This is a genomic window from Pseudomonas sp. LG1E9, from assembly GCF_003290225.1.
Lineage (GTDB): Bacteria > Pseudomonadota > Gammaproteobacteria > Pseudomonadales > Pseudomonadaceae > Aquipseudomonas > Aquipseudomonas cyclaminis.
Genome location: NZ_CP029983.1, coordinates 1,803,079 through 1,827,661, shown reverse-complemented (window position 1 = coordinate 1,827,661; position 24,583 = coordinate 1,803,079). Strand labels below are relative to the sequence as shown.

The following is a 24,583-nucleotide window of genomic DNA, read 5'->3' as shown; positions in this document are numbered from 1 at the left end:
CAACACCGACCCATGTGGGCGCCGGGCTTGCCCGCGATGCAGGCGACTCGGTACATCAGTTGCACCGCGCCGATACCATCGCAGGCAAGCCAGCTCCCACACAAAGCAGATCGCACTTCGCCTCGGCCTATTGCGCGCTGGCCCTTGCGGTCAGCCTCGCCGGTTGCGCCGGCCTGCCCGACCAACGCCTGGCCAATGAAGCGCTCAAGCGTGGCGACACGGCCACCGCGCAGCAGAATTACCAGCAACTGGCAGACCTGGGTTACAGCGAGGCCCAAGTGGGCCTGGCCGATATCCAGGTAGGCACCCGCGATCCGGCGCAAATCAAACAGGCCGAAGCCACTTACCGTGCCGCGGCGGACACCTCGCCGCGCGCCCAGGCGCGCCTCGGCCGCCTGCTGGTGGCCAAGCCTGGCGCCACCGAAGCCGAGCACCATGAAGCCGAAGGCCTGCTGAAAAAAGCCTTTGCCAATGGTGAAGGCAACACCCTGATTCCGCTGGCGATGCTGTACCTGCAATACCCGCACAGCTTCCCGAATGTGAACGCCCAGCAGCAGATCAGTAAATGGCAGGCCGCCGGTTATCCGGAAGCCGGCCTGGCCCAAGTGCTGCTGTATCGCACCCAGGACACCTACGACCAGCACCTCGATGATGTGGAGCGCATCTGCAAAGCCGCGTTGAACACCACCGACATCTGCTACGTCGAACTGGCCACGGTTTATCAGAAGCAAGCCGCGCCGGAAAAACAGGCCGAGTTGCTCAAGCAGATGGAAGCCGGCTACAGCCGTGGCACCGTCACCGCCCAGCGTGTCGACAGCGTCGCTCGTGTGCTGGGCGATGCCACCCTCGGCACGCCGGACGAAAAAACCGCCCAGGCCCTGCTGGAAAAAATCGCCCCTGGCTACCCGGCATCCTGGGTCAGCCTGGCGCAGCTGCTCTACGACTTCCCGGAACTGGGCGACGTCGACCAGATGATGAAGTACCTGGACAACGGCCGCGCCGCCGACCAGCCGCGCGCCGAATTGCTCCTGGGCAAGCTCTACTACGAAGGCAAGTGGGTCCCGGCAGATGCCAAGGCCGCCGAGGCGCATTTCGAAAAAGCCGTGGGCCGTGAAGTGGCCGCCGATTACTACCTCGGCCAGATCTACCGCCGTGGCTACCTGGGCAAGGTCTACCCGCAAAGAGCCCTGGACCACTTGCTGACCGCTGCGCGCAACGGCCAGAACAGTGCCGATTTCGCCATCGCCCAACTGTTTTCCCAAGGCAAGGGCACCAAGCCCGACCCATTGAACGCCTATGTCTTCAGCCAATTGGCCAAAGCCCAGGACACCCCGGAAGCCGTTGAGCTGGCCACCCAGCTCGAAGCGCCCCTGACGCCGGAACAACGCGCCCAAGGCCAACGCCTGGTGCAACAGGAACTGGCCACCCGCGGCACCCTGGCCCAGAGCTCGTTGCAACTGCACGCCCTGGATGAAGAAGAAGACGGCGAGGAATCCCTATGAAGCTCAACCCATTCGTCAAGGCCGGCATTGGCCTGACCTTTGCCCTGCTGTGGTCGTGCCCGACCCTGGCCGCGCTGACCGAAGCCAAGAACTTCGGCCTGGAAGTGAAAATCACCGGCCAGTCCGAAGATGACCGCGACCTGGGCACGCAAAAAGGCGGCGACGTCAACGGCGTCGGTATCGACCTGCGCCCGTGGATCTACGGCGAAAGCGGCAACTGGAGCGCTTATGCGATGGGCCAGGCGGTTGCCTCCAGCGACATCATCGAGACCGACACCCTGCAACAGTCGGCCGATGACGAAAACCAGCAAACCACCAACAACGACCGCAAGACCAAGAAAAACTACTTGGCGATGCGCGAGTTCTGGGTCGGCTACAGCGGCTTCACGCCCTACCCCGGCGAGATCCTCAAGCTCGGCCGCCAACGCCTGCGCAATGACGACGGCCAATGGCGCGACACCAACATCGAAGCGCTGAACTGGACCTTCGACACCACCTTGCTCAAAGCCAACGTGGGCGTCGCCGAACGCTTCAGCGAATACCGCACCGACCTCAAGGAACTGGCGCCCGTCGACAAGGACCGCCAGCACCTCTACGCCGACGCCGCCTACCAGTGGACGCCCGGCCAGTGGATCGGCCTGCGCGGTCACCACACCCATGACAACGGCAAGCTCGACTACCCGGAACCCGGCCAGCCGACCGACTCGTTGGACAAACGCGAGAACGGCGACCTGACCTGGCTCGGCATCGAAGCCAACAGCGACGCCTACAACTGGCGCAACACCAACACCGTCAACTACTGGGCAAGCATCACGGGCATGCGCGGTGATCGCGACAAGGTCAACGCGCTCAAGTCTGACGGCACCCGTCCCGACCAGGCCAAGAACAGCGACGACCTGAGTGGTTGGGCCACCGATATCGGCGTGCGTCTGCGCCTCGACCCGCAATGGCAAGTGGGTGCGGCCTACGCCCGCGCCAGCGCCGACTACGAGCAGAACGGCCTGCAAAGCAACCGTTCGAACTGGACTGGCACCCAGTCCCGCGTGCACCGCTTCGGCGAAGCGTTTCGCGGCGAGATGAACAACATGCAGTCCATGAGCCTGTTCGGTTCCTGGCAGCTGCGCGAGGACTACGACGCCAGCCTGGTCTACCACAAGTTCTGGCGCGTGGACGGCAACAAGCCGGTGAGCAGCAACGGCATCGCCGCGCTGGATAACACCACCGACGCCGCCGGTGACATTATCGCCAGCACCTCCCTGCCACTGGCCGACGGCAAGAAAGATCTTGGCCAGGAGATGGACCTGGTCGTCACCAAGTACTTCAAGAAAGGCCTGCTGCCGGCCGCGCTCAGCCAGTCGGTTGACGAACCCTCGGCCCTGGTGCGTTTCCGTGCCGGTGTGTTCAAACCGGGCGACGCCTATGGCAGCAATGTCGACTCCTACATGCACCGCGCCTTTGTCGACGTGGTCTGGAAATTCTGATGGGAGCCTGCGCCATGAATCCTCAAAGCCTGCTCGTCGCGGCCATGCTGCTGGCCAGCGCCTCGGCCCTGGCAGACACGCCGGCCAAGGCGCCGACCATCGCCAAGGAACTGCAACAGGCCAAGACCTACACCATTTCCAGCCCGCCCACCGCGCCGCTGGAAATGGCCAAGCCGGCCCTGCCGGACCTGTCGGGCTACACCGCCGCCGCGATGGAAAAGAAGATCGTGCGCAGCAAGCCCGGCAAAATCAGCATCCGCCGCATGATGCAGGAAGACGCCCTCAAGGACTTTATCGGCGGCGACAACAAGATGGCCGAATGGGTGGTGCGCCAGCACGGCATTCCCCAGGCGATTTTTGTCGACGACGGCTACATGAACCTCAAGGACTTGCTGGGCAAAGTGCCCAAGCAGTACTTCAGCGAAACTTCGCCGGGCGTATTCCTGGCCAAGTTGCCGATCGTGGTCGGGCGCAAGGGCATCCTGGACATCGACAACAAGACCCAGGAGCTGCGCCTGTCCCAGCAGGCCGGTTCGTTCCTGATCAACGACGGCCAGCTGTTTGTGCGTGACACCAAAGTCACCGGCTGGGACGAGAAGGCCAACGGCCCGGCGCTGTTCAAGTCGCCCAAGGAGTTCCGCCCGTTCCTGCTGGCCTGGGGCGGCACCGAGACCTACATCTCCAAGACCAAGATGGCCAGCTTCGGCTACGCCAACAGTAAGTCGTACGGGGTGAGTATTTCCCAGTACACGCCGAACATGGCCAAGGTGCTCAAGCGCGCGGAACCGACCGGCTGGATCATCGATTCCGAGTTCTCGGACATGTGGTACGGCTTCTATTGCTACGAGACCACGGGCTTTGTGATCAAGGGCAATACCTACAAAGACAACATCGTCTACGGCATTGACCCCCACGACCGTTCCCACGGCCTGATCATCGCGGACAACACCGTCTACGGCACCAAGAAGAAGCACGGCATCATCATTTCCCGGGAAGTGAACGACAGCTTCATCTTCAATAACCGCAGCTACGACAACAAGCTCTCGGGCCTGGTACTGGACCGTAACAGCGTCAACAACGTGGTGGCCGACAACGAGTTCTACCGCAACCACACCGACGGCATCACGCTCTATGAGAGCGGCGATAACCTGCTGTGGGGCAACAAGGTGATCAGCAACCGTCGCCACGGCATTCGGGTGCGCAACAGCGTGAACATCAAGCTGTACGAAAACACCTCGATGGCCAACGGCCTGACCGGCGTCTACGGCCACATCAAGGATTTGACCGACACCGACCGCGACATCGCCCTCGACCCGTTCGACGCCAAGGTCTCGCTGATCGTGGTCGGCGGTGAGCTGGCCGGTAACGGCAGCGGGCCGCTGTCCATCGACTCGCCGCTGAGCATCGAGCTGTACCGCGTGTCGATGCTGGCGCCGACCAAATCCAGCGGCATCAGCTTCTCCGGCGTTCTTGGCGAGCGCCAGGAAGAAATTCTCGACCTGCTGGTGCGCCAGCAGAAAGCCGTGCTGATCGACCCTGTCGAACGCCAGACCGAAATGCAGGACTGAGGATGACCCTTATGCACCCACACATGATCAAACTGCTGAGCCTCTCGGGTCTGACGCTCGGCCTGCTCGCGGCCAGCCAGGGCGTACGCGCCGACGAGCTGAAGGCTCCGACCTTCACCGCCGAGCCGTGCTGCAGCCTGTGCCCGGCCGCCCATGACGCAAAGAACTACACCACGCGCTACCAGCAGAACTTCACCACCCTGGTGCAAGCCCAGGGCGACTGGCTGTTCCGCACCCAGGAAGACCTGCGCACCGAATTCGACACCAGCCCCGCCGGCTACAAGCGCATGCAACAGCTGCACGATGCGTTCAAGGCCAAGGGCGTGGAACTGGTGGTGGTCTACCAGCCGACCCGTGGCCTGGTTAACCGCAACAAGCTCAACCCGGAAGAGAAAGCCAAGTTCGACTTCGACAAGGCTCTGGGCAACTACAAAACCATGCTCGGTCGTTTCGCCAAGATGGGCTACGTGGTGCCGGACCTGTCGCCGTTGACCAATGAGCAACTGCCGGATGAACTGCCGGCCCACGATTTCTACTTCCGTGGCGACCAGCACTGGACCCCCTACGGCGCCCAGCGCACCGCGAAGATCGTCGGCGCCAAAGTGCGTGCCATGCCCGAGTTCGCCGATATTCCCAAGCGTGAATTCGAGACCAAGCGCTCCGGGCGCATGGGCAAGACCGGCACCCTGCACAACATGGCCGGGCAACTGTGCGGCACCAGCTACGCGATCCAGTACATGGACCAGTTCACCACCGAGCCCAAGGGCGAAGCCGGTGACGGCGACCTGTTCGGCGATTCCGGCAACCCGCAGATCACCCTGGTGGGCACCAGCCACAGCGGCAAGAACTACAACTTCGCCGGCTTCCTGGAACAGGAAATCGGTGCCGACATCCTCAACGTCGCCTTCCCCGGCGGTGGCCTGGAAGGCTCGATGATCCAGTACCTGGGCAGCGACGAATTCCAGAAAACCCCGCCGAAAATCCTCATCTGGGAGTTCTCGCCGCTGTACCGCCTGGACCAGGAGACCATCTACCGCCAGATGATGTCGCTGCTGGACAACGGCTGCGAAGGCAAGACCGCGCAGATGAGCGCCAGCACGACGTTGAAACCCGGCAAGAACGAATTGATGGTTAACAGTTCGAACAAAGACCTGCGCAACGCCAACCATCAGGTTGATATCCGCTTCGCCGATCCGTCGGTGAAAACCTTGCAAGCCACCCTCTGGTACATGAACGGGCGCCACGAGGACATCAAGATCGAGAAACCCGAAACATCCGATACAGACGGGCGTTTCGCCTTTGAACTGCGCACCGATGAAGACTGGGCCTCGCAGAACTTGCTGGCCGTGGAAGTGCAGGGCCCCGAAGCGGGCGCTGCGGCGCAGAAGGTCGAAGCGAAAATTTGCACACGCAACGTATTCGCCGCCGGTGGTCAACAGACTGCATCAACGGGGCAATGAGGTTACTTATGCAGAAGTTATTGATTCCATCGTTGCTCGGCCTGGCGATCTTTGCCGGCGCAGCCAACGCCGCCGCGCCACTGCGTCCGCCCCAGGGCTATTTCGCACCGATCGAAGCGTTCAAGACCGGCGACTTCAAAAATGATTGCGACAGCATGCCGACGCCGTACACCGGCCCGCTGCAATTTCGCAGCAAGTACGAAGGCTCTGACAAGGCCCGTTCGACGCTGAACGTGCAGTCGGAAAAGGCCTTTCGTGACAGCACCGCCGACATCACCAAGCTGGAAAAAGACACCAGCAAGCGCGTGATGCAGTTCATGCGCGACGGCCGCCCGGAGCAGCTTGAATGCACGCTGAACTGGCTGGTGTCGTGGGCCAAGGCTGACGCGTTGATGTCCAAGGACTTCAACCACACCGGCAAGTCCATGCGCAAATGGGCGCTGGGCAGCATGGCCTCGGCCTATGTGCGCCTGAAGTTCTCCGACTCGCACCCGCTGGCCAACCACCCGCAGGAAGCCCAACTGATCGAAGCCTGGTTCAACAAACTGGCCGATCAGGTGGTGAGCGATTGGGACAACCTGCCCCTGGAAAAAACCAACAACCACTCCTACTGGGCCGCCTGGTCGGTGATGGCGACGTCCATCGCCACCAACCGTCGCGACCTGTTTGATTGGGCGGTGAAGGAATACAAAGTCGGCGTGAACCAGGTCGACGACCAGGGCTTCCTGCCCAACGAATTGAAGCGTCAGCAGCGGGCCTTGTCGTACCACAACTACGCCTTGCCGCCACTGTCGATGATCGCCAGTTTTGCCCTGGTCAACGGTGTCGACCTGCGCCAGGAAAACAACAGCGCGCTCAAGCGCCTGGGCGACAAAGTGCTGGCCGGGGTCAAGGATCCGGAGATCTTCGAGCAGAAGAACGGCAAAGAGCAGGACATGAAGGATTTGAAGCAGGACATGAAATTCGCCTGGCTCGAACCCTTCTGCAACCTCTACACCTGCGCCCCGGATGTGGTGGAGCGCAAGCATGGGATGCAGCCGTTCAAGACGTTCCGCCTGGGGGGTGACCTGACCAAGGTCTACGACCCAGCGCACGAAAAAGGCAACAAAGGTTCCTGACGAAACGCGGTGAATAAAAAATGCGGGAGGGGGCTTGCCCCCGATAGCAATGGCGACTGTTACACCGCCATCGGGGGCAAGCCCCCTCCCACATTTGAAGCCGGTTTCGACAGTGAGATTGCAATACAACCCTCCCCGAAATTCGTGGGGGGTTTGGGGGGGCTGCGGCCCTTGACTGTTGGTTAAACATGGAGAGATCGGGATGGTTTTCTCGTCCAATGTGTTCCTGTTTCTGTTCTTGCCGATCTTTCTCGGCTTGTACTACTTGAGCGGGCAACGCTATCGCAACCTGCTGCTGCTGATTGCCAGCTATGTGTTCTACGCCTGGTGGCGAGTGGACTTCCTGGCGCTGTTCGCCGCCGTCACGCTGTGGAACTACTGGATCGGCCTCAAGGTCGGTGCAGCCGGCGTGCGCACCAAGCCGGCCCAACGCTGGCTGCTGCTCGGCGTGGCCGTCGACCTGTGCATCCTCGGCTACTTCAAGTACGCCAACTTCGGCGTCGACAGCATCAACGTCATGATGAAGTCGGCGGGCCTTGAGCCGTTCATCCTCACCCACGTGCTGTTGCCGATCGGGATCTCGTTCTACATTTTCGAGTCCATCAGCTACATCATCGACGTGTACCGTGGCGACACCCCGGCGACCCGCAACCTGATCGACTTTGCGGCGTTCGTGGCGATTTTCCCGCACTTGATTGCCGGCCCTGTTCTGCGTTTTCGCGACCTGGCCGACCAGTTCAACAACCGCACCCACACCCTGGATAAATTCTCCGAGGGCTGCACGCGGTTCATGCAGGGTTTCATCAAGAAAGTTTTTATCGCCGACACCCTGGCGGTGGTGGCCGACCATTGCTTCGCCCTGCAAAACCCGACCACCGGCGACGCCTGGCTCGGCGCGCTGGCCTACACCGCGCAGCTGTACTTCGACTTTTCCGGCTACAGCGACATGGCCATCGGCCTGGGCTTGATGATGGGTTTCCGCTTCATGGAAAACTTCAAGCAGCCGTACATCAGCCAGTCGATCACCGAGTTCTGGCGCCGCTGGCACATCAGCCTGTCCACCTGGCTGCGTGACTACCTGTACATCACCCTGGGCGGTAACCGTAAAGGCACGCTGACCACCTACCGCAACCTGTTCCTGACCATGCTGCTGGGCGGCCTGTGGCACGGCGCCAACATCACCTACATCGTGTGGGGCGCCTGGCACGGCATGTGGCTGGCGATTGAAAAAGCCATTGGCCTGAACACCGCGCCGCGCAGTTTCAACGTGTTGCGCTGGGCCTTCACCTTCCTGCTGGTGGTGATGGGCTGGGTGATCTTCCGCGCCGAAAACCTGCACGTCGCCGGCCGTATGTACGGTGCGATGTTCAGCTTTGGCGAGTGGTCGCTGTCGGAACTCAACCGCGCCAACCTCACCGGCCTGCAAGTGGCAACCCTGGTGGTGGCGTACGCAACCCTGGCGTTCTTCGGCCTGCGCGATTTCTACACCAACCGCCCTGCGGAAAAAACCAAGCCTGTCGACCCAAGCCTGATCAAGGCCGTACCGGGCGACAACCCCGGCAGCATCCACCAGCCAGGTTTCACCGTTGGCCAGGACGCCGCCGTGCAACCGGCCTACTGGACCGCTGACTGGCCACGCTACGCCATGCGCGCTGCGGTGCTGCTGCTGTTCGTGGCGTCGATTCTCAAACTGTCGGCGCAGAGTTTCTCGCCGTTCCTTTACTTCCAATTCTGAGGGAGCCGACCATGACCCGTTCATTACGCGTCCTCTATATCAGCCTGTTCATGGTGCTGCTGCTGGCACTCGGCGCCTGGTCGCTGCGCAGCTTTCTGGGCTTCAGCACCAACGCCGAGGCCACCGTGCTCAATGGTCGCTGGACCAAGGCCGTCGAGACGCACTACGACGACGAGTTCCCGATCAAGCGCATCGGCACCAACCTCTGGGCGGCGCTGGACTACAAGCTGTTCAATGAAGGCCGCCCCGGCGTGGTGCTGGGCCGCGATCATTGGTTGTACAGCGACGAGGAGTTCAACCCCGCCGTCAACGAGGACCAGAACCTGCAAGGCAACTACGCGCTGGTCGAAGGCGTACGCCAGAAGCTCAAGGCCCAAGGCATCCAACTGGTGATGGCGATCGTGCCGGCCAAGGTGCGTCTCTACCCGGAACACCTGGGTGAAGTGAAACCGGCGAGCATCCACGCCAACCTGTACCGGGACTTCCATGCCCGTGTCGCCGCCGACAACATCCCGGCGCCCGACCTGCTCGGCCCGTTGCAACAGGCCAAGCTGGGCGGCAAGCAAGTGTTCCTGCGCACCGACACCCACTGGACGCCGGATGGTGCCGAAGTCGCGGCCAAGCAGTTGGCCAAGGCGATTGCCGACAAGACCCCGCTGAGCGGCGAGCCGCAGCGCTTTGTCACCGAGGCCGAAAAGACCGAGCCGCACAAAGGCGACCTGCGTCTGTTCCTGCCCCTGGACCCGCTGTTTGAAAACCTGATGCCGCCTAAAGAGCCGCTGGAAAAACGCGTCACGCACCTGGCCGAAACCAAAGGCGACGACGCGCTGTTCAGCGACAGCGAAACCCCGGTGGCACTGGTCGGCACCAGTTACAGCGCCAACCCCAACTGGAACTTCGTCGGTGCCCTCAAGCAAGCCCTGGGCAGCGACGTGGTCAGCTACGCAGAAGACGGCCACGGCCCGATCCTGCCGATGCTCAGCTACCTGAAAAGTGACGACTTCAAGAACAGCCCGCCACAGGTGCTGATCTGGGAGTTTCCTGAACGCTATCTGCCTGTGAACAACGAAATCGGTGATGCCGACCCTGCGTGGGTTGCGCAACTTAAACAAGCCGGTTCACGCCAACAAAACATGGCACTGAACACCCCAGTTAAAAACCAAAAATCCGAGACGCCCGACCGGGCGCAAAACTGAAAGAGAGGTAACTCACATGACTTTCACTACAACTCCTCGTCGTCTCGCTAAAACCCTGGCCATTGCTGCCGGTCTGAGCTTCGTATCGATGTCCGCCTTCGCCGGTGGCGATGCGGCGCTCTACGGCCCTACCGCGCCAAAAGGTTCGAGCTTCGTACGTATCTACAACGCCAGCAACCAGGAAGTCAGCGCCACCGTGGGCAACACCAGCCTCAGCGAGGTTGCGCCACTGGCCAGCAGTGACTTCAGCTTCATGCCGGGCGGTGACTACAGCGCCAAGGTTGGCAGCCAGACCCTGCCGGTCAAACTCGCCGCCGACCACTACTACACCCTGGTCAACAGCGGCAGCGGCCAGCCTCAGCTGATCGAAGAACCGCCGTTCAAGAACAAGCAGAAGTCCCTGGTGCGCGTGCAGAACCTCAGCGACAAGGCCCTGACCCTCAAGACCGCTGACGGCAAGACCGACGTGGTCAAGTCGGTAGCCGCCAAAGGCCGTGGCGAGCGTGAGATCAACCCGGTGAAGGTGAGCCTGGCGCTGTATGACGGTGACAAGAAAGTCGGCGATGTGAAGCCGGTTGCCCTGGAGCGCGGTGAAGCAGCGGTGCTGTATGTCACCGGTTCCGGCAGCAGCCTGTCGCCAGTGTGGGTGAAACGCCCCGTGTCGACCCGCTAACTATTCCCCTGTGGGAGCCGGGCTTGCCCGCGATGGCATCACCTCGGTGTCACTGACAGACCGAGTCGCCTGCATCGCAGGCAAGCCAGCTCCCACAGGGACCGAGACAAAAACAAGAGTGAAACGACAAACCTTCGTAGCTCTGACCCAAATTGATTCAAGGAGAAACACATGATCCCAGTAATCCTTTCCGGTGGTAGCGGCTCACGTCTTTGGCCGCTTTCCCGTAAACAGTTCCCCAAGCAATTCCTGGCCCTGACCGGTGAGCACACGCTGTTCCAGCAAACCCTGGAACGCCTGGTATTCGAAGGCATGGACACCCCGATCGTGGTCTGCAACAAGGATCACCGCTTCATCGTCAACGAGCAGTTGAGCGCGCGCAAGCTCGAATGCCAACGCATCCTGATGGAGCCGTTCGGTCGCAACACCGCGCCGGCCGTGGCCCTGACCGCGATGATGCTGGTCAACGAAGGCCGCGACGAGCTGATGCTGGTGCTGCCCGCCGACCACGTGATCGATGACCAGAAAGCCCTGCAACGCGCCCTGGCCCTGGCCACCGTGGCAGCCGAGCGTGGCGAGATGGTGTTGTTCGGCGTACCGGCGACCCGTCCGGAAACCGGCTATGGCTACATCAAGTCCACCAACGATTCGCTGCTGCCCGAAGGCGTGAGCCGCGTCGAGCAGTTCGTGGAAAAACCCAATGAAAAACGCGCTGTCGAGTTCGTCAAAAGCGGCGGCTATTTCTGGAACAGCGGCATGTTCCTGTTCCGCGCCAGCCGCTTCCTCGAAGAGCTGAAAAAGCACGATCCGGACATCTACGACACCTGCGTGCTGACCCTGGAACGCAGCGAACAGACCGCCGACACCGTGTCCTTCGACGAAGCCACCTTCGCCTGCTGCCCGGACAATTCCATCGACTACGCCGTGATGGAAAAAACCCAACGCGCCTGCGTCGTACCGCTGAGCGCCGGTTGGAGCGACGTGGGTTGCTGGGCCTCGCTGTGGGCGGTCAACGATAAAGACGCCAACGGCAACGTCACCAAGGGCGACGTGGTGATCCAGGACAGCAAGAACTGCATGATCCACGGCAACGGCAAGCTGGTGTCGGTGATCGGCCTGGAAAACATCGTGGTGGTGGAAACCAAGGACGCGATGATGATTGCCCACAAGGACAAGGTCCAGGGCGTCAAGCAGATGGTCAACACCCTCAACGAACAGGGCCGCAGCGAGACCCAGAACCACTGCGAAGTCTACCGTCCGTGGGGCTCCTACGACTCGGTGGACATGGGCGGCCGCTTCCAGGTCAAGCACATCTCGGTCAAGCCGGGCGCGTGCCTGTCATTGCAGATGCACCACCACCGCGCCGAACACTGGATCGTGGTCAGCGGCACGGCTGAAGTGACCTGCGACGAGAACGTGTTCCTGCTCTGCGAGAACCAGTCGACCTACATCCCGATCGCCTCGGTGCACCGCCTGCGCAACCCGGGCAAGATCCCGTTGGAGATCATCGAAGTGCAATCGGGCAGCTACCTGGGCGAAGACGACATCGAGCGTTTTGAAGATATCTACGGTCGCTCGACGCCGGTTGAACGTGGTGTGTCGGTGAAAACTATCGCGCAGTAAAACAGTCGTACAAGAAGCCCTCGCCCAGCCCATTGCGTCCCCTATCCGCAGTGGGTTGGGTGGGGGCTTTTTTATTCAGTCATTGCCAGCACCGCAGAACGTCCGTCAATTGCGTCAAGCGTTACCGAACTTGACAGCACCGTACAACTGGGCCGCCTTACCACCCTCGGTCATGAGCGCGCCTAAGACTCTGGACAACGTACCACTACTGTTGGCCAGGTTTTTCCCAGCCTCTTGCGCAGCCATGCCACCCAAGGCAATACCCGCCCCCTTGGCATGCTTGGCATTCATACCGCTGTTACACAGCTGCGACGAAGGCCCTTGCAGCAGGGTTTGACCCAAACTTGTAAGTTTGTGGTCCCGCATGCGACCAGACGGAGGAGAATTCGCCGCGTGGTCCATTTGCCGGGACGCTCCAGCAGCGTTCTGCGCTGGCGCTTTAGGAGCAGTGATGAGGGAGGTCACCACCGACGACAAGACATTGGAGACAACGGGCACAAGAAGAGCTGAAGCAACCATAGTGGGTCTCACTTATTCTGACTTCGGTTATTACCCTCCTGGGCGGTCTGTATTTCCCTATGTTCGCTCTGTGGAGACAATGCGCCATCGGGTTCCTTCGTAAACGAAAACTGATGCCCACGATAGGCACCAAGGCCAACCCACAGGTAGGATGTTTTATCCGCGTATGAGGTTGTCATCATGTTTTTCGGCGTCCTACTGATCATCACCTGGCTGATCCTGCTGCTGCGCTACCCTGCCAAAGCCTTGCCGGTATCGCTGGCCGCCGCTGTCGGCCTGGGTTTTGTCGCAGTGTGGGTGGTCTGGCTGGACAACCGCGAGGCCTCGCAGCTGGCGCGCCTTGAACTGCGCATCGCCTACGCCCCACAGGACTGCCCCGCCGACCGTCCGCTGAAACTCACCCTGAACAACGGCAACGACGTACCACTGACCGAACTGCGCTGGCGCGTCGCCGCCTATGCGCCCGGTGACACGGTGAATCTCGCCGACAACGTCTATGCTGCCCCGCGCTATCGCGGCCCCGGTGAGTTGCAGGCTGGCGCCACCTGGGACGATTGCCTGCCCACCCCGCCGCTGCGCCCCGGCTACCGCCCGCAAACCCTGGAATTTCGTGCCGAGCACCTGCAAGGCAGCTTCTCGGACTGACAAAGGATTGATCCATGCCCAATGTTCTCATCACCGGTTGCTCCAGCGGCATCGGCCGTGCGTTGGCCGATGCCTTCAAAGCTGCCGGCTACGACGTATTGACCAGCGCCCGCCGCGAAGACGACGTGATCGCCCTCAACGACGCGGGCTTCCACGCTGTGCTGCTGGACGTGAATGACGCTGCCGCCCTGCAGACCCTGGCCGCGAACCTGGACGAATTGGATGTACTGATCAACAACGCCGGCTACGGCGCCATGGGCCCGCTGCTCGACGGCGGCACCGAGGCGATGCAGCGTCAGTTCCAGACCAACGTGTTTTCCATCGTCGGCGTCACCCAAGCGCTGTTCCCGGCGCTGCGCAAGCGCAAAGGCCTGGTGGTGAATATCGGCAGCGTTTCCGGGGTGCTGGTCACGCCGTTTGCCGGTGCCTACTGCGCCTCCAAAGCGGCGGTGCATGCCTTGAGCGATGCACTGCGCATGGAACTGGCGCCGTTTGGCATACGGGTGATGGAAGTACAACCCGGCGCCATCGATACACGCTTTGCCAAAAACGCCGGGGCCCAGGCCGAGTTGCTGATCAACGAGCAATCGCCATGGTGGCCATTGCGCGAAGGCATTCGCGCACGCAGCCAGGCCTCCCAGGACAAGCCGACACCTGCCACGGTGTTTGCGGCGGATGTGCTCAAAGCCGTGCAACAGCCGCAGCCAACACGCCTGTTGCGCTCGGGCAATGGCAGCCGGGCGCTGCCGTTGATGGCGGCGTTGTTGCCCAAGGGGTTATTGGAAACCGTGTTGAAGAAACGCTTTGGCTTGAAGGGGAATTTGTAAATGATCGACTACAGCGACTTTTTCGAAGAAGTCATCCAGACCCACGTCGAGATCGAACAGTGGTTTGCCGGCGTTGCACCTGACGGCACCTTGCAAAACCTGCTTGCGCGCTTCTCGCCGGAATTCAGCATGATCGCTCCCGCCACCGGCACACGCGTCAATGCAGCCGGGGTGAATGCGCTGTTCACGCGCCTGGGCGGCATGCGGCCGGGGCTGAAAATCACCTTGAGTGAAATGGCTGGGATTGACCGGCATGCACGCGGTGCGACAGTGACTTATCGCGAGCATCAGGTGGACGACAGCGGCACCCAAACGGATCGGCGGGCCACCGTGGTGTTTGAGAAGCAGGCGAGTGGCGCGCTGTTGTGGCGCCATTTGCATGAAACCTATGTAGCTCAATGAACTAACTGCCCAGCTGGATCCTACGAAAAACAGCGAATGGGCTGACAGCATTACAAGGAAACTAACCCCAGGCTCTTTCACCTCTGTCTACTCACAGGTGAAAGGATGCCAAGGGATTTTATGCGAAGCGGTGTGCCGGATGCGCACACCACGACTCGCCAGCGGCTGACCAGCCTGCTGGACCTGCCCAAACTTTATCGAACCATTGACGCCGACCCGGCCATCGTCGGGGCAGGTGTGGTGCATATCGGCAGTGATTATCAGGTGACGGTGCTGCGTGAGTTTGTGCCGCTGTGCAGTATCAAGCCCAAGCGGGTGATTCTGCGGGAGGTGGCGGGGCCGATGATGGCTGCCGATGATTATGCGCAATGGGTGGCAAACTCACCGCGCGAGTCGCATTTATGGCGCGAGGCGGCAGGGTTGGCCCTGGCATGCGGTGGAGCCGTGATAGGCATTGTCGTTGCCAAGGTAGGCATAGCGTCAGCGCCGCTCAGTGCAGGTTCCAGCCTTGCAGTTACTTACATTGCTTATACAGCGGCAGCCGCCAGTGCTATGCAATGTGGTAACGGCCTATGGCGGACATACAAAGAACTGACCAACCCGGCTGAAAACGATTATTACGACAGCCTTGCTTGGTATCAGGCAATGACCGTAGCCTTGGATGGCATTTCGCTGGTGGGGGCGGGCAGCACGACGTTTGTCACGGTAAAGACTGTCATGACTATCAAAAATACGTCAGGCCGCAACCTGACCGACATCTTGAGGCACATGAGCCGCCAGGAACGCGCAAAACTGACAAACGAAGTCCTGCGTTTGCAGAACCCTCGTCGTCCTCGCGAAATGATCCGGTTAAAGCAGTTGGCAGGAACACTCCCCAAGCGCTTCAGCAATGCCCAATTACGTCAGGACCTCCTCACTCAGTTAGCCGATCAAGTGGGCGCCGCTCTGGCGGCCACTGGCAGTGGCCTGTCCGGAAACGTCAATTCTCTCGTAATTGGGATTTATGAGGAGTTCGGCAGCCATGAGCAATGACGTTATCAGCGCCCAGGATCCCCGAACTTTACGTTATTACACCCGACGTTTTGCGTTCACGGTGGGTATGGGGGTATCAATGAGCCTCGTCAGTACTTCCGGCAACTTGTCACATAGCCTGTCGTATTACGCCCGAATATATTACCTGCCAAGCGAATATGCGGTTTTGGCGGCTCTTGTATTACTACTGGTCATCTGCATTGGGATGGCGCTGGTGGCGGCGGGGTTCCGTTTTGGCCCTGTCCTACTGGTGGGCGTCGCAGCGTTGAACGCTATGCTTGCGGCCGACTACCTGGGTAACCAACGAGTGACGATGTTTGCAGTGTTTCCTTTATTTCAAGCGCTGTTCTGGTTGTTCCTACTCCACACAAGAAACCACCGCCGCTACGTCAGTATGTTGCGGGTCAGGCGTCGACGAAAAATCAGAGCCTAAGTCCTCATCTGAGACAAAGCCCGATCTGCCTATCAACAAAAAACGAATGTGGGAGCTTGCCAGCTCCCACAATTTAGTTTCGTGTCTGGTCAACGATCACCGTGCACGTAATCCCCGCCGCCAACAACACTCCGTCTGGCACTTCATCAATATGAATCCGCACCGGCACGCGCTGGGCCAGCCTCACCCAGTTGAAGGTCGGGTTCACATCGGCAATCAGCTCGCGGCTTTCGGGGTTGTCGCGGTCGTAGATACCACGCGAGATGCTTTCTACGTGCCCCTTCAACGTCTCGCCGCTCATCAATTGCATATCGGCTTTGTCACCGACTTTCACATGGGGCAGCTTGGTTTCTTCAAAGAAACCGTACACCCAGAACGAGTTCATATCGACCACGGCCATCTTGGCTTCGCCGATGCGCGCGTAGTCGCCGCGATGCACGTTGAGGTTGGTGACGTAGCCATCCACGGCCGCCACTACCTGGGTGCGTTTCAGGTTGAGTTCGGCGGCTTCCAGCTGTGCCAGCGCGTGTTGGTAGTCGGCCAGGGCCGAGTCGGCGATGTTGCTCGCGTCGTCGCGGTTTTCCCTGGAGATCACCAGGGCGTCGAGGTCGGCACGGCGATGCGCGTTGACCTTGCGCATTTCCCAGGTGGCTTTGCGCGAAGCCACCAGCGACTGCGCCTGCTTGACCGCAATGCGGTAGTGCTCGGGGTCGATCTGCATCAGCAGGTCGCCCTTTTTCACCAACTGGTTGTCGCGCACCGGCACGTCGACCACTTCGCCGGTCACGTCGGCGGCTACGTTGATGATGTCGGCGCGAACACGGCCATCGCGGGTCCATGGGGTTTGCATGTAGTGCACCCACAGTGTGCGGCCTATCCAGATCGCCAAGGCCAGTACCAGCAAGGTGGCGAGCAGGCTGAAAAACTTTTTCATCGGGGCATTCTCAACGGTAGACGGTTAGCGCCAGGGCGCCGAACAGGCAAACGAACAGGCTCAGGCGCAGCAACGCCGGGTGCCAGAAAAAGCGGTACAGGTCGAAGCCGGCCAGAAAGCGGTCCAGCGCCCAGGCAAGCGCCGCCGCGATCAGGAACATCAGGGTCATGGTCGGCATATAGATGCCGTGGAATGCGATTTCACGGGGCATTCGGGGTTCCTTTGAGGGCCGCCAGCGGTGACTGCGGGTCGAGCAACGAGGTGCGGATAAAGTGCAGGTAGCTTTTCACCCGGCGCAGGGCCGAAGTGTCGAAGTGCGGGGCGAAGGGCTCGTCGGTGGCCTGTACTCGGCTGATCGCATGGTCGACGGCAATGAGGCCGCGTTCCAGGTTGCTCGCGCTGGGCTGCAGGAACAGCCGTACCAGCGAGCGCCCCATCACGCGGATCGCCTGGCGCCATGGCTGGGATTCGGCATACGCCGGGTGTACCGGCAGGATCGCCTGTTCCTTGCGCAACTCAATGATCGCGTGGCCGACTTCCAGCACCACGAACATCCAGCGCAGCAGATCGCGCTGCACCTGCGGCTGGCCGACGGCGAGGCCGTAGGCCTGGTGCAACAGGTCACGGGTGCGGCTTTCAAAACTCGACGCCAAGCCCTTGAGTTTGCCGCTGATGGCGTACACCACTTGTTCGCGCAGGTCCTGCTCCAGGCGCCGCCACAGCCAGCGGCTGTTGGGCGGCAGGATGATCGCACCGGCGGCGGCGCACACCAGCATGCCGAGGATCATGGCGATGTAGTCGTTGATAAAGGTGTACGGGTTGTAGACCGTGAGGTTGTCCGGCACCGAGCCGGTGCTGAAGAAGATCAACAGGCCCACACCAACACCTGCGTACTGCGGGCGTGACGCCAGGAAAGCACCGAAGATGATCACCGGCGCGAGCATCACGCACAGCAGCGGGAAGCCGTCGATCCAGGGGAACACGAAGAACATTTCGACAAACCCCACCAACGCCCCGATCAACGTGCCGCAGGCCATCTGGAACGCCATGCGTTTCGGGTTGGGCGTGGCGGCGGACAAGCCGACGGTGGCGGCCGCGATCAGGGTCATGGTGGCGCCGCTGGGCCAGGCGGTTGCCACCCAATAACTGCCCAGCACAATCAGGATGAATGACGCGCGAATCCCCGAAGCGGCGCAGGCCAGCCAGTTGGTCTTCGGCGTATAGGCTTCGTCCCAGTCTTCCCGTGCGTGGCTGTGATCGGCGAGGGAGGCGTGGGTTTGCGCATAGTTGTGCAAGTCGTCGACGAAGCGGTAAAGCAGCTCGTAGGCGGTGTGGAAATCCAGTTGTTCGGCTTCAGTCGGGTCGCCTTCCTGAAAGGCCGTGCGCAGGCTGCGCACCTTGGCCGGCAGGCTGTCTTTATAAATGCTCAGTTGGTTGACCAGCCGTGCAGCGTCGGGGCTGGTGAGAGCGCGGCCGGAGAACCCATCGAGTACTTCGGCAAGGTCTTGCAGGCCGGGCTTGATCGCCGCCGCCACATGATCCGCAGCATCCGTGCGCAGCCGTTCCAGCAACTGGTGCAAGGCGTTGAAGCGCGTGGTGATGCTCATGAATTCGCTGTTGAGGCGACTGAGCCGACCGTTGCGTCGGCGCATATGCGGGTCTTCGAACACGGTGACGCTGCGCAGCCCTTCCAGGCCAACGGCTTCGGCGATGAAGCGCACGTTACTGGCCTCGAAGCCGTCACGCTGGCTGCGCCCGCGCAGGCCATCGGTGACGAACAGCGCGAACACGCCAAAGCGCTGATACAACGCATTACGCATGGCAGCGCTGGCGGTCTGCGGCAAAATCGCGGCGCTGACCAGGGTGGAACAGATGATCCCCAGGGAAATTTCCAGCACCCGCCATACCGCCGCCATAAAAGCGCCGTCCGGATGGGCCAGCGCCGGCAAGCCGACCATCGCCGCCGTGTAGCCGGCCAGCACAAAACCATAGGCGCGAAAGTTACGGTTGCGCGTCGCCCCGGCCGTGCAGATGCCGACCCAGATCGCCAGGGCGCCGAGAAACAGTTCGGTGTTTTGCGCAAACAAGGCGATCAGCAACACCATGACCGCCGAGCCCATCAGGGTGCCGAGGAAGCGGTAAAAGCTCTTGGCGAACACCTGGCCGCTCTGCGGCTGCATCACGATAAACACTGTGATCATGGCGGTGCGCGGTTGCGGCAGTTCCAGGCGCATGGCCAGCCACAGGGTGAGAAACGCCGCAATCAACACCTTGAAGATATACACCCAGGTCACGCCGTCGCTGCGTGCCCAGTCGAAAAAGCCACGGCGCCACTCAAGGGAGTGCAGCCAGCGCAGCGGTGCGGGCAAGGGAGTCATCACAACCTACTCAGTGATCGAATACGGCAAGGGCCGTCGGGGTTTTGCTCGGGAGGGTCTTGGCGTTTTGCGGTGCGTCCTGGCCTGCTTCAAGGCCGCCGCCCAAGGCGGTCACCAGTTCCGCATGGGCGCTCAGGCGCGCCGCCTGGACTTGCTGCTCGATCTGTTGCTGGCGCAACAGCAACGTCTGGGCGTTGAGCACAGTGAGGTAATCAGTAAGGCCGCGCTGGTAGGCGATCATCGCGATGTCATAGGTTTTCTGCGCCGAGGCCACCGATTGCGCGGCGAAGCATTGTTGCTTGTCCAGGGATTCGCGGCGGATCAACTGGTCGCTGATGCCCTTGAGCGCAGTGACCAGCGTCTGGTTGTAGCGCGCCACGGCGATGTCGTAACCAGCGCTGGCCTCGCCCAGCTCGGCACGCAAGCGGCCGCCGTCGAAGATCGGCAAGGTGATCGCCGGGCCGACGTTGTAATTGAATTTCTTGCCCGCCAGAAACGCCAGCATGCCGCCGCCGGTGGCCATGTAGCCGAGGCTGCCTACCAGATCGACGTTGGGGTAGAAGCCGGCGTGCGCCACATCAATGCCCCGCGCCTGGGCCGCCACTTGCCAGCGGCTGGCAACTACATCCGGGCGCTGGCCGAGCAATTGCGCGGGCAACGCGGACGGCAGTTTAAGCGGCGCGGCGAGGGACAGGCTTGGGCGTTGCAACTGCGCGCCCTCCCCCGGGCCTTTGCCCGCCAACGCCGCCAACTGGTTACGGCTCAGAGCGATTTCCTCGTCGAGGGCGTCCAGTTGACGATGGGTTTCAGGCAGCGGGGTTTCGGCCTGGCTCACATCGAAATGCGTGCCGATACCGGCGTTCAAGCGTTTGTTGGCCAGGTCAAGAATCTGCTCTTGCTGGGCCAACGTGGCGGCGGCGATATCGCGGTTGGCGTAATGCAACGACAGCTGGATATAGGCGCGCACCACGTTGTTCTGCAGTTCAAGTTGGGCCTGGCGTGCTTCGGCGGCGCTCATGTGGGCCAGGTCGACGGCGCGCTCGGTGGCATTGCTTTCGCGGCCCCACAGGTCGAGGGCGTAGCTCAGGCCCAAGGACGCATTGTTGTCCCAGGTGTTGGCACCGCTCAATTCGCCAGGGCCGTAGAACTGATCCTTGGGCCAGTTGTGACGCTTGAGGCTAGTGTCGCTGTTGATCTGCAACGACTCAGCCGACTCGGCAACCCCGGCCATGGCCCGCGCTTCACGCACCCGCGCGGCGGCCATGGCCATGCTCGGGCTGCTTTGCGTGGCGAGTTCGACCCAGTGATTGAGCTGCGGGTCGCCGTAGGCTTGCCACCATTGTGCGGTGGGCCAGTGGGCGTCCTGGGCGGCGCTCTGGATCGCTTCATCGGTGGCCAGGGCATTGGCGCTCAAGGCGTGGCCTTGGGGAGCGATTCCTCCGGTTCCGATGCAGCCGCTGATTGCTAACGATAAGGCCCAAACACTGAGAGTCTTAAGCTCTCTGCTGATGCGACGCGGCACGGCAAGCGAATTCCTGAGGTGGTAAAGCGCGAAGGTGGCGCAATTCTAGGCGGCGGGAGGAATGGCGATAAGCGGGCATTCCTGTGAATCTTTGTTACCGTTCGGGCGATAATCCACGCGGCTGCGCACACTGTTCGGATATTTAAGCGATGGCCTCAGCACTCGCCCTACATCACGCGGCACCGAGGGGTATCACACTAGGGAGCATCACCGCCTCTGGAGCACACGATGCTGACGGTCCCCGGCATATTGAACCCGCACGGTCGGGTACACACGCCAGCGCAAGAAACTGTCGACGCGTTGCGCAGGCAGTTGCACATAGCGCCCAAACCTCTGCGCCCCGACATGCTGCCTCTGCAACGGGATGTACGCTGGATCGCCGACACGGTGCTGGAGAAGCTCGTACTGCTTGCGGGCTATCATCGCGATCAATCAGCAATAGAAGCGCTGCACTACACGCTGACCCACAGCGCACCGAGATTAGAGGTGTCGACGCAGGAGCTTGCAGGTTTCTACGCGTTTTTCAAAAAAGCCGAGCGCCTGCTTGACCGGCATCGCAGCCATGAAAATCCGCAGATCGAGGCAGACCATACGCTGTGTCGCGCCCTTAAATGGCAATTCCGTGCGGCGGCCGGTGAGGAGCGACACCAGCGCCTGACCCAGCGGTTGCTGCCTTCTCTTGCCTACATTCGCGCCGGGGGCGAACGCATCAACCACCGTCATATTGGCTACAACGTGGCGCTGGATCCGGCGCGACAACTCCAGGCCGGACCGCAACTGGCAGCTGACTCCCGCCTGCAAATCACTGACGATCAGCACCTCAAGAGCACGCGGGTGATTGCCCTGCAGGGCACGCTCAAATCAACGCTGGCTACCATGACTAAAGCTCAGACCCACCAGCAAATCGCCCTTGGGCATGTTTCGTCCCGCACGTACGCGAACCTGGAGCACTACGCCGACGCCCGCAGCCATTCTGTCCGTACCTCCTTGAGCGAAAGCATCGGTCAAACGGCCCGGCACCTGAGCAGCATCGTGAGTGACCATTACAATCTGCCAAGGGACAGGGCTTACTCTGCCCTGAGCCAACCGTATCTCAGGCAAGCGCTGGCCAGTGCCGGCCTGCCAGACGTTGAACTGCCCTGCCTGCAGAACACACCTGCACCGGTCATGACCGAAACAGGCATCGCATTCAGTGCTCGCAGTAAAGTGGCGGCTGATTTTTTCAGGTTCCTGAAGCTGAACAGCGCCCTGTCGCTGACATTACACCGCACCCACCAACACAAAACCTTGGACATTCTCGGCCTGCACGAAACAGCGCCGGCAATGGCCTTGCAACAACTGGCGGCGCTGACGCACCACGGCGATACCCCGGCAAGGCTGCTGGACGACATGAAAAACCACGTTACGTCCAACAGCTACCAATTCACCCAACACGCCAGCACCTGCGCGCTGGCATCCGGGCTGAATGCCAGCCTGCATGCGAGCACCAGACAAGCGCGAGCCTTGATGGAGCGCTATGTGCTGCTTCAGACACACTCGCGCATCGATCCCGATGTGGATAAGCACCTACGCGAAGTCATACATCAGAACCGGGCGCTGCTTCGGCCCGAGGCGTTGAAAGTGTACAAGCTGACAGCCCAGGCCCAGATACTCAGTGGCTACGTATCTGCCACGGCCTCGTCGCAGGCCGAGGGCGGCAAAGGGGTGACGATCGCATACAGTCATCGAAAGCTGGACGACCCCCACCTGAGTGGCGATTACCTGGAGATCGATATCGCTGCGCTCAAGTCCATGAACGTTGTGAAAGGAGTCCTGCGAAACGTCTTGGCGGCCCTGGGAAACCAGGCGTTCGATTGGGAAAACCTTATCCGCTCGATCACCGAATCACTGCTCATGCCCAATAAGTCGCCGTCCACCCATATATTGGTCAAGATCAAACATGGAGAGCCGGTGGTGCTGCTCACCCGCTACACGGTGAACAAATCCCGCGACTTGGCGCTTCCAGAGAGGCTTGAGCACTTAAGCGGTGTTGAAGCGCAGTCCCTGCGCACACGCCAGACCCTAGTCCGGGAACAATTGGGCAGCGAGTCGCTGGATCACCTGCTGCCAATCGCCCGCCGCTACCTGGGCGCCCCTGGGCAACGATCGGGTTGGGATGATTACGTACAGCGGCATGCCAATGACCTGCATGGGTTACTCGACACCATCGCCCGACAGGCACACGGTACGGTGTTGAGCGCAGAACTGGATGCGCTCAAGCGCGTCAGCCCGGCACTGACCCAGGCGGTCGAAACCCTGACGCAACATGCACAGACCGCCTTGCAAGCACCTACCGCTGAAAACCGCAGCCAGGCGCGGGAGGCATTCAATCATCTGGTGGTGGAATACCTGCCGCACTATGAGGCGAACGTCAGTAAGGCCTGGACATTGTCTTGAGCCATGGAGGCTTATGCCCAGGAAGAGCAGTGGCCAGCGGATACACACCTTCGCGCAACTTCATGTCACAATTTGCTATCTCCCCTGAGAACACTCCATGGACACCTTGCAAAACATGCGCGCCTTCAGTTGTGTGGCCGAAGCGGGTAGCTTCACCGCCGCCGCAGCGCAACTGGACACCACCACGGCCAACGTCTCGCGCGCGGTCTCCAATCTGGAGGCCCATCTGCAAACCCGCCTGCTCAACCGCACCACCCGACGCATTGCCCTCACCGAGGCGGGTAAACGCTACCTGCTGCGCTGTGAACAGATCCTCGCCTATGTCGAAGAAGCCGAGGCCGAAGCCAGCGACGCCCACGCACGCCCCGCCGGGCAATTGAAAGTGCACACCATGACCGGGATTGGCCAGCATTTCGTCATCGACGCGATCGCCCGCTACCGCCGCACCCACCCGGACGTAACCTTCGACCTGACCCTGGCCAACCGCGTGCCGGACCTGCTCGACGAAGGCTACGACGTGTCCATCGTACTGGCCAGCGAGCTGCCGGACTCGGGGTTTGTGTCCCAACGCCTGGGCATCACCTACAGCATCGCCTGCGCCTCGCCGGATTACGTCAAGGCCAAGGGCTGTGCCCACCGCCCCCATGATCTGCTAAACCACGCCTGCCTGCGCCTGGTCAGCCCGGTGATTCAGTTGGACAAGTGGACCTTCAACGGCCCGGAAGGCCAGGAAAGCGTGGCGATCAACACCTCGCCATTCCTGGTCAACTCGGCCGACGCGATGAAAACCGCGATCACCAGCGGCATGGGCATCGGCCTGTTGCCGGTGTATGCGGCCATCGAAGGCTTGCGCAATGGCACGCTGGTGCGGGTGATGCCCAACTACCGCTCCCAGGAATTGAACCTGTACGCCATCTACCCATCGCGCCAGTACCTGGATGCGAAGATCAAGACCTGGGTGGAATACCTGCGTGGCTCGTTGCCGGAGATTCTGGCGGCGCATCAGGCGGAGTTGGTGGCGTACGAGTTGAGTGGCAGCCTCAGCGGCGCGCGGTTGGCGAACTGATTTCTACCAGGCGAATTTCACTGCCCGCTTTAG

At 61.2% G+C, this 24,583-nt stretch carries 20 protein-coding genes; 16 read left to right on the top strand and 4 right to left on the bottom strand.

The features are described from left to right. The first annotated feature begins 77 nt into the window (after positions 1-77). The 14 genes from algK (at position 78) to DNK50_RS08495 (ending at position 16,214) form a co-directional block, all read left to right on the top strand. Positions 78-1,502, top strand: coding sequence for an alginate biosynthesis TPR repeat lipoprotein AlgK (gene algK / locus DNK50_RS08565; RefSeq protein WP_099585025.1), 1,425 nt, complete (start codon positions 78-80; stop codon positions 1,500-1,502). Next, positions 1,499-2,983 (top strand): alginate export family protein, encoded by a 1,485-nt coding sequence (locus tag DNK50_RS08560; protein WP_099584946.1) that lies wholly within the window; start codon positions 1,499-1,501, stop codon positions 2,981-2,983. Before algK ends, DNK50_RS08560 begins: the two co-directional genes overlap by 4 nt. Continuing rightward, positions 2,983-4,551, top strand: coding sequence for a mannuronan 5-epimerase AlgG (gene algG, locus DNK50_RS08555; protein ID WP_099584945.1), 1,569 nt, complete (start codon positions 2,983-2,985; stop codon positions 4,549-4,551). Before DNK50_RS08560 ends, algG begins: the two co-directional genes overlap by 1 nt. A gap of 11 nt (positions 4,552-4,562) precedes the next feature. Next, entirely contained in the window at positions 4,563-6,011 is a 1,449-nt protein-coding gene (locus tag DNK50_RS08550) for an alginate O-acetyltransferase (protein ID WP_112196908.1), read from the top strand. 8 nt (positions 6,012-6,019) lie between these two features. Next, entirely contained in the window at positions 6,020-7,129 is a 1,110-nt protein-coding gene (locus tag DNK50_RS08545) for a mannuronate-specific alginate lyase (protein ID WP_112193562.1), read from the top strand. A 202-nt stretch (positions 7,130-7,331) separates the two neighbouring features. Then, positions 7,332-8,864, top strand: coding sequence for an MBOAT family protein (locus DNK50_RS08540; RefSeq protein WP_099584943.1), 1,533 nt, complete (start codon positions 7,332-7,334; stop codon positions 8,862-8,864). A gap of 11 nt (positions 8,865-8,875) precedes the next feature. Continuing rightward, positions 8,876-10,060 carry an alginate O-acetyltransferase gene (locus DNK50_RS08535; RefSeq protein ID WP_112193560.1) on the top strand — a complete coding sequence of 395 codons (1,185 nt, stop codon included), beginning with the start codon at positions 8,876-8,878 and terminating at the stop codon, positions 10,058-10,060. Between the two features lie 16 nt (positions 10,061-10,076). Further along, entirely contained in the window at positions 10,077-10,733 is a 657-nt protein-coding gene (locus DNK50_RS08530) for an alginate O-acetyltransferase AlgF (protein ID WP_112193558.1), read from the top strand. A 171-nt stretch (positions 10,734-10,904) separates the two neighbouring features. After that, the gene (locus DNK50_RS08525) at positions 10,905-12,356 is read left to right on the top strand and encodes a mannose-1-phosphate guanylyltransferase/mannose-6-phosphate isomerase (protein ID WP_099584940.1); all 1,452 of its coding nucleotides are present in this window, start codon (positions 10,905-10,907) and stop codon (positions 12,354-12,356) included. A gap of 699 nt (positions 12,357-13,055) precedes the next feature. Then, positions 13,056-13,520, top strand: a complete 465-nt coding sequence (locus DNK50_RS08515; RefSeq protein ID WP_099584938.1) for a multidrug transporter — start codon at positions 13,056-13,058, stop codon at positions 13,518-13,520. Positions 13,521-13,534: 14 nt separating this feature from the next. After that, positions 13,535-14,347, top strand: a complete 813-nt coding sequence (locus DNK50_RS08510) for an SDR family oxidoreductase (RefSeq protein ID WP_112193556.1) — start codon at positions 13,535-13,537, stop codon at positions 14,345-14,347. Beyond that, a complete protein-coding gene (locus DNK50_RS08505) occupies positions 14,348-14,749 on the top strand; it encodes a DUF4440 domain-containing protein (protein WP_112193554.1) in 402 nt (133 codons plus the stop codon). Between the two features lie 105 nt (positions 14,750-14,854). After that, positions 14,855-15,781 (top strand): NAD synthetase, encoded by a 927-nt coding sequence (locus DNK50_RS08500; protein ID WP_112193552.1) that lies wholly within the window; start codon positions 14,855-14,857, stop codon positions 15,779-15,781. Then, positions 15,771-16,214, top strand: coding sequence for a hypothetical protein (locus DNK50_RS08495; protein ID WP_256595576.1), 444 nt, complete (start codon positions 15,771-15,773; stop codon positions 16,212-16,214). The genes DNK50_RS08500 and DNK50_RS08495 overlap by 11 nt, the downstream gene beginning before the upstream one ends. A gap of 73 nt (positions 16,215-16,287) precedes the next feature. Here DNK50_RS08495 and DNK50_RS08490 read toward each other — a convergent pair whose 3' ends face one another. The 4 genes from DNK50_RS08490 to DNK50_RS08475 are packed head-to-tail and all read right to left on the bottom strand — an operon-like array spanning position 16,288 to position 21,048. Beyond that, on the bottom strand, positions 16,288-17,148 hold the full coding sequence (locus tag DNK50_RS08490) for an HlyD family secretion protein (RefSeq protein ID WP_099584934.1): 861 nt from the start codon (positions 17,146-17,148) through the stop codon (positions 16,288-16,290). 10 nt (positions 17,149-17,158) lie between these two features. Further along, positions 17,159-17,359, bottom strand: coding sequence for a DUF1656 domain-containing protein (locus DNK50_RS08485; RefSeq protein ID WP_027604741.1), 201 nt, complete (start codon positions 17,357-17,359; stop codon positions 17,159-17,161). Then, the gene (locus DNK50_RS08480) at positions 17,349-19,526 is read right to left on the bottom strand and encodes an FUSC family protein (protein ID WP_112193550.1); all 2,178 of its coding nucleotides are present in this window, start codon (positions 19,524-19,526) and stop codon (positions 17,349-17,351) included. The genes DNK50_RS08485 and DNK50_RS08480 overlap by 11 nt, the downstream gene beginning before the upstream one ends. A gap of 10 nt (positions 19,527-19,536) precedes the next feature. Then, entirely contained in the window at positions 19,537-21,048 is a 1,512-nt protein-coding gene (locus DNK50_RS08475; RefSeq protein WP_112193548.1) for an efflux transporter outer membrane subunit, read from the bottom strand. A gap of 228 nt (positions 21,049-21,276) precedes the next feature. On the opposite strand from DNK50_RS08475, the gene DNK50_RS08470 reads away from it, so the two are divergent. Together DNK50_RS08470 and DNK50_RS08465 are read left to right on the top strand one after the other, a co-directional pair. Beyond that, on the top strand, positions 21,277-23,484 hold the full coding sequence (locus tag DNK50_RS08470) for a hypothetical protein (protein ID WP_112193546.1): 2,208 nt from the start codon (positions 21,277-21,279) through the stop codon (positions 23,482-23,484). Positions 23,485-23,581: 97 nt separating this feature from the next. After that, positions 23,582-24,550 (top strand): LysR family transcriptional regulator, encoded by a 969-nt coding sequence (locus DNK50_RS08465; RefSeq protein WP_112193544.1) that lies wholly within the window; start codon positions 23,582-23,584, stop codon positions 24,548-24,550. Positions 24,551-24,583 lie beyond the last annotated feature (33 nt).